Annotated in this window: 5 protein-coding genes; all 5 read left to right on the forward strand. The window is 36.6% G+C overall.

Features of this window, described 5'->3' with window-relative positions; all coding sequences use genetic code 11:
• The first annotated feature begins 169 nt into the window (after nt 1-169).
• The 5 genes from V7122_RS19425 (at nt 170) to V7122_RS19445 (ending at nt 6,128) form a co-directional block, all read left to right on the forward strand.
• Nucleotides 170-382, forward strand: coding sequence for a hypothetical protein (locus tag V7122_RS19425; protein WP_335348153.1), 213 nt, complete (start codon nt 170-172; stop codon nt 380-382).
• Nucleotides 383-536: 154 nt separating this feature from the next.
• Nucleotides 537-1,061 (forward strand): superoxide dismutase family protein, encoded by a 525-nt coding sequence (locus V7122_RS19430; protein WP_335348152.1) that lies wholly within the window; start codon nt 537-539, stop codon nt 1,059-1,061.
• A gap of 267 nt (nt 1,062-1,328) precedes the next feature.
• A complete protein-coding gene (locus V7122_RS19435; protein ID WP_335528411.1) occupies nt 1,329-2,912 on the forward strand; it encodes a PucR family transcriptional regulator in 1,584 nt (527 codons plus the stop codon).
• Between the two features lie 257 nt (nt 2,913-3,169).
• Complete coding sequence (locus V7122_RS19440) at nt 3,170-4,519, forward strand: aspartate aminotransferase family protein (RefSeq protein ID WP_335528414.1); 1,350 nt, start codon at nt 3,170-3,172, stop codon at nt 4,517-4,519.
• Between the two features lie 91 nt (nt 4,520-4,610).
• A complete protein-coding gene (locus V7122_RS19445; RefSeq protein WP_335528417.1) occupies nt 4,611-6,128 on the forward strand; it encodes a CoA-acylating methylmalonate-semialdehyde dehydrogenase in 1,518 nt (505 codons plus the stop codon).
• The last annotated feature ends 248 nt before the right edge of the window (nt 6,129-6,376 follow it).

Consider the following 6,376-nt stretch of genomic DNA (forward strand, 5'->3'; position numbering starts at 1 on the left):
CCGACACGGTCATCAATCGATGTCTTTGGGGTTACGAATGTAGTTTCCCTTTTACATTACCTTTAAAAATAAAGAGAATCCTTCCTATGGCAAAAGGCTTGGAACACGGCGTAATTGTTGATATAATAACATATTGAACCACTGCATTTTTGCAGAAAGGATAGTTGATATGTTGCAATGGTATGTTATGTCCTTGTTTCTATACTTCCCTCAAGATAAATCAGAATATTTTCCTGCTGCCATCAGTTTTACGATTTTCTTTATCTTATGCGTTTTAACCTTCCGATTCATTTTACGGATTTCAAAACGTGAAGCAATCAAGGCAAAGGAACTTGAGGATCGAATTATGAATAACTTGAATAGCACTGAAGAGAAAAATTAGCAGAAGCAGGAAATAACCAAATCTATTTTGATTTGGTTATTTTTTTTTGCTAATTGAATTAAAGATTTGGGTTTAACCTGCCAAATAATTGATTATGAAAAGGGAGATAGGGTGATACTAATGGAAGAATTTGTTTGATAGGAGTTTTTTTAACATGAAAAAGGCTTGGTTATTACTCCCTTTTTTTATTTTAACAGGGTGTGGGGAAGAGACGATCAGAAATCTGGATGTTGAAATGTATAATGCCGTGGGGGACTCCTTAGGAACGATCAAGTTAGAGGAACAGGCAAAAGGGGTCAAACTATCTTTAGATTTAGAGGGTTTGCCTCCAGGTGAGCATGCCATGCATATTCATGATATTGGAAAATGTGAACCCCCAGATTTCAAGTCAGCGGGAAATCATTTTAATCCAGAAGATAAGGAGCACGGTCTTCTTCATCCTAAAGGATCCCACGCTGGTGACCTTCCTAACCTTATTGTAGGGGAGGATGGAAAGGCCAAGGATGAAATTATGGCCCCTCAGGTCTCACTCAAGGAAGGCAAACAATCATTATTAACGAAAGACGGAACCTCTATTGTGATTCATGATGGCAAGGATGATGGCATGACACAGCCAGCTGGTGATTCAGGTGATCGGATTGCATGTGGGCCTATTTCAAAGGATAAGAAGAAGAAATAGAATAAATAAGACCTTTCCGGATAATGGGAAAGGTCTTTCGTTTAGTTGCTTGTATTTCATCTCTTCTATTTTATCAAATATGCTTCATAAACTTCCTTTTTCTATTCACTTATCCCTCTTGTTACAAACTAAGTAATAAAAAAAATATAACATAGCCTTTTAACAGCTTGATATAAACCATAATGTAAAGAAGTTCCCTTTGCCGTTTTAGATTATGTTATATTTTCTGTATAGAGCATGATAAGCCTTTTTCTAGGAGGGTAAAATATGTCTTATTCGCTAAAGGTTCAAGATTTAATTGATAGAAACCATTTTCAAAAGGCCAAAGTGATCGCTGGTCATGGCGGACTATTGAATACTATTAAGTGGGTTCATATACTGGAATCGAAAGAGATAGGTACCTTCATTAAGGGAAAAGAATTAATATTAACAACGGGAATTCAACTAATATCCGAAGAGACTCTATTAAAATTCTTAGAACAACTGATTACAAAAGAAGCAGCCGCTTTATGTATTGAATTTGGTGAACATATTCAATCTGTTCCAAATAGTGTGATTGAGTTGGCTAATCGGCATAATTTACCGATTATTGTGTTTAATGAAATAGTTCCATTTATTGAAATAACACAAGAAACACATAGTATGTTAATTAATCAACAGTATGAAATGATCAAACGGCTTGAAAATTATTCACAAGAAATAAATAAATTAACATTAAAAATAACCCATTATGAACATATTCTCATGAAGCTTTACAAATATTTAAACATTAACGTTGCATTTATCATTAATGGGCAGCAGCCATTATTTATTCCAAATGAAAAACATCACATATATGAGAACTTAAGGGACCAATACGAACAAAAAGGGGAAGGAAGTCATTTTGCCAAATGTGAGGTAAATATATTGGAGGAAAGTTATGGAGAAGTATGTATTTTCACGAAGAATCGAACAATAAATGAGTTTGAATTATTAATACTGGATAGAACTGTTACGGCGTTATCGCAATATTTGTTGCGCAGTCTATACATAGAAGAAAAACAAAACATTCATTCCCGGCTATTGCTGGAGTCTTGGTTAGATGGAACAGTTGAAGATTCTGTGATTACTAATTTCTTACAGGAACAGGGTTTTCATAATTTATTAAATTGCTCATATTTTGTATTAATCGATCAGATAAAGAATTCAAAAAAAGAATATGATTTAAATTATTATAAATTATATTCTCGCAATATTTTTGAAAATAAAGGGTTCGTATTATTTTTATTAGAAGAAAAGCAAAGGCTGATTTATGTTATTGCAGATATATATGGACATGATATAAAACATCGTATCATAGAATGTATCGATAAAATCAGAAATTTCAGAAAGAATAATAACTATATAAATCTATCGGTCACTACTGCCGTTGGCCAGATTATGAATGATTATAAATTAGTGCATCAAAGCTGTGAAACTGCACGCGATACTTTATTAATCCGCAATAACGCTCTTCAACTTTCTTATTTTTATGAAGATCTTTACACACATCAATTAGTCCTTCAAATACAAAAAAACAAAGCTATTATGGATTTAGCTAAAAAATATTTAAAGCCTCTCTATGATTATGATGCAAAAAATAATGGACAACTGATTGAAACATTACAAGCTTATCTGCAATGTAATTGTCTAAAAAATGAGACTGCAAAGAAGCTATTTATCGTCCGCCAAACTTTATATCATCGCTTATCCAAAATTGAAAGTTTAATAGGAAGTGATTATATGCTTCCACCAAAGCGCCTAGCTGTTGAATTGATGCTGCTTGCAACTCAATATAACTTCCAGATTATAGACTCTGAAAATTCCAAGTAGAGCAGAATTTTAATTTTCTAATTTTGAATATTCAGTGATTTATTGCTAGCAGTTTGATTCTTAGTAAAAATACATTCTGTTCATTTTGTCAAATTCGTATCAAGGCCTTGATCTGCCCGGGAATGAATTTAGCTATCAAAAAGTGTCAATGTGTGAAACGGTAATTAGTTATCATTTAACATTGTGTCTGATGATAACCATGATATTAAGCCTCACAATTAAGGCAGAAGTAACAAATTTCTAAAGGAGTGGCTCAAATGAGGAATGTTCATATTACTGAAAGTTTAGTCACGAAAGATGAGAAATATCTTTGGAATTCAATGAAGCCTTATAACCCGCAAACTACGACTATTATTCAAAAAGCGAAAGGAGCTTGGCTGACGGATATAGAGGGGAATCGCTATTTAGATGCCATGTCAGGTTTATGGTGTGTAAACGTTGGTTATGGAAGGGAAGAAATTGCAAAGGCTGCATATGACCAACTCCTTGAGAACAATTATACTCCCTTAACGGTTAGCCATCCTTCAGCGATTTTACTAGCCGAGAAAATCAGTGATTTATTAGGCGGGGATTACGTTGTATTTTTCTCAAATAGCGGCTCAGAAGCGAATGAAACAGCATTTAAAATTGCTCGCCAATATTTCCAGCAAAAAGGGCAAGGAACACGTTATAAAATTGTTTCGCGTTATCGCGCCTATCACGGAAACTCTATGGGCGCACTCGCGGCAACAGGGCAAGCTGAACGGAAATACAAATACGAACCATTATCGCCAGGATTTATTCATGTTAAAGCGCCGGATCAGTACCGTTACAATGAGGATGGATATAAGAATGCAGCCGATTTACCTTCTGTTAAAGCAGTAGATGAAATTATGACATGGGAACACCCAGAAACGATAGCTGCCATGATTTTGGAACCGATTATTACAGGCGGAGGGGTCATAATGCCTCCTGATGATTATTTAACAGGTGTAAAAGAAGTTTGCGAGAAACACGGTGCCTTACTAATAGTTGATGAAGTAATCTGCGGATTCGGACGTACAGGAAAAGCCTTCGGACATCAGCATTATGGAGTGCAGCCTGACATTATCACGATGGCAAAGGGGCTTACGAGCGCATATATGCCACTTTCTGCTACGGCTGTAAAGAGAGAAATTTATGACGAGTTCACTAGAAACGGAAACTATGACTTTTTCCGCCATGTTAATACATTTGGAGGCTCTCCCGCGGCATGTGCAGTTGCATTGAAAAACTTGGAAATTATGGAACGTGAAAATTTATATGAACAATCTTCTATCATGGGTGAGATTTTAGTTACTGAATTAAAAAATAAACTATCACAATCCCTTCATGTTGGAGATATTCGAGGAAAAGGATTGCTTATAGGAATTGAGCTAGTAGAAGACCGCAGCACAAAGAATCCATTACCTGTAGAGAAAGTCAATCAAGTAATTGCAAAATGTAAAGAACAAGGACTAATTATTGGGAAAAACGGTGTGACAGTTGCGGGCTATAACAATGTATTAACACTTTCCCCACCATTAAACATTACCTTGGAGGAAAAGGATTTCATTCTTGCAAGATTAGTGCAAGCAATTGAAACTTAATAACTGTTCACCCCAAATAGCAGAATCGCACGGATGGGATCATGTTTTTTCTATATGAAACTAGCTGCTTAATTATTGAAAGGAGATTACGATGATGACAAACATTACTGAAGTGAAAGAACTTACACATTTTATTGAGGGAAAAATGACTGCTGGTAAAAGCGGCCGTTTCTCCGATGTGTTCAATCCTGCTACAGGAGAAGTCATTGCCAAAGTGCCGTTAGCTTCCGCAGAGGAAGTGAAAGATGCAATTGAAAAAGCAGAGGCTGCATTCCCTGCATGGCGGGATATCTCAGTAGCTAAACGCGCAGAGGTTGTAATGAAATTCCGGCACTTGCTAACGGAAAATAAAGATAAATTAATTGAATTAATCTGCACGGAAAGCGGGAAAACAGAAGAAGACGCAATAGGTGAAATTACCCGCGGGATAGAATCTGTAGATTTAGCTATAAATGCTCCTCATTTAATGAAAGGCGAATATTCAGTAAATGTAGGCGGGGAAATTAATGCTTATTCCGCTAAATATCCGCTAGGTGTAGTTACAGCAATCTCTCCATTCAACTTTCCAATCATGGTGCCGCTAGCCCAGACATGTATGGCGGTAGCAGTTGGAAATGCTGTTATTTTAAAAGCTTCCGAGCGAGTGCCTATGACACCCTTATTTGTGAGTGAATTATGGAAAGAAGCAGGGCTTCCAGATGGTATTTGGACAGTCATCAATGGAGATAAAGAGGCGGTTAATGAACTCCTTGAAAATCCGGCAGTACAGGCAGTTTCTTTTGTTGGCTCAACACCTGTAGCACAATATATTTATGAAACAAGCGCTAAATATGGAAAACGTGTCGTTGCATTAGGCGGAGGCAAAAATAATATGGTAGTCATGCCAGATGCTGATTTAGAACAAGTAGCGAATGCTTTCATCAGTGCAGGGTATGGGGCTGCTTCTCAACGATGTATGGCCATCTCTACATTAATGCCAGTGGGTCAAGAAACGGCGGATCGCTTAGTAGAAATTTTAAAAGAAAAGATTGATAACTTAAAAGTGGGGGCTTATACAGAGAATGTCGATTATGGCCCGGTTATCTCTCCGCAAGCAAAAGAAAATATTTTGAAAGCCATTGACCGCAGTGAAGAAGAAGGTGCAAAAATCATTTGTGATGGACGTAATAAAGACATAACAAAAAATAGCAAAGGCTTCTTCTTGGCACCAACTTTGCTTGATCATGTAAAACCGGGCATGGAAATTTACGATGAAGAAGTCTTCGGTCCCGTTCGAAATATTGTACGTGTAAACACATTAGAGGAAGCGATTAAATTAATCAATCAGCATGAATTAGGAAATGGCGTAACGATTTTTACAAACAATGGACTGGCAGCCAGAAAATTCACAACTGAAATTGATGTAGGAATGGTCGGTGTAAACGTTCCAATTCCAATTCCGGTTGGTTATCATAACTTTGCTGGTTTTAAGGGCTCAAGATTTGGTGATGGCCAAATGTTTGGTCCAGATCAAGCAAAATTTTATACAAAATCAAAGATGATTTCAGAACGCTGGCTATCAACAAGTGAAGACAAAAGTCTGTCATTTGCATTCCCAAGTAATAATTAATTAAGGTTTGTATTTAATCACAAATAATAACAGGTAAGTATGAGCGTTGACACAGCCATCAGGTGATTCTGGTGATTTGATTGCGTGTGGGCCAATTTCAAAAAATACGAAGAACTAGAATAAATAAGACCTTTCCGGATAATGGGAAAGGTCTTTCTTCAGAGGGAGCGGTAATTGGACAGGAAAGAGCCTTTTTCTAAATAGTTGACCGACAAAGTGAGTTTATCGGACAGGAAAGCGACAATTTC

The organism is Bacillus sp. JJ1532 (genome assembly GCF_036965085.1).
Lineage (GTDB): Bacteria > Bacillota > Bacilli > Bacillales > Cytobacillaceae > Cytobacillus.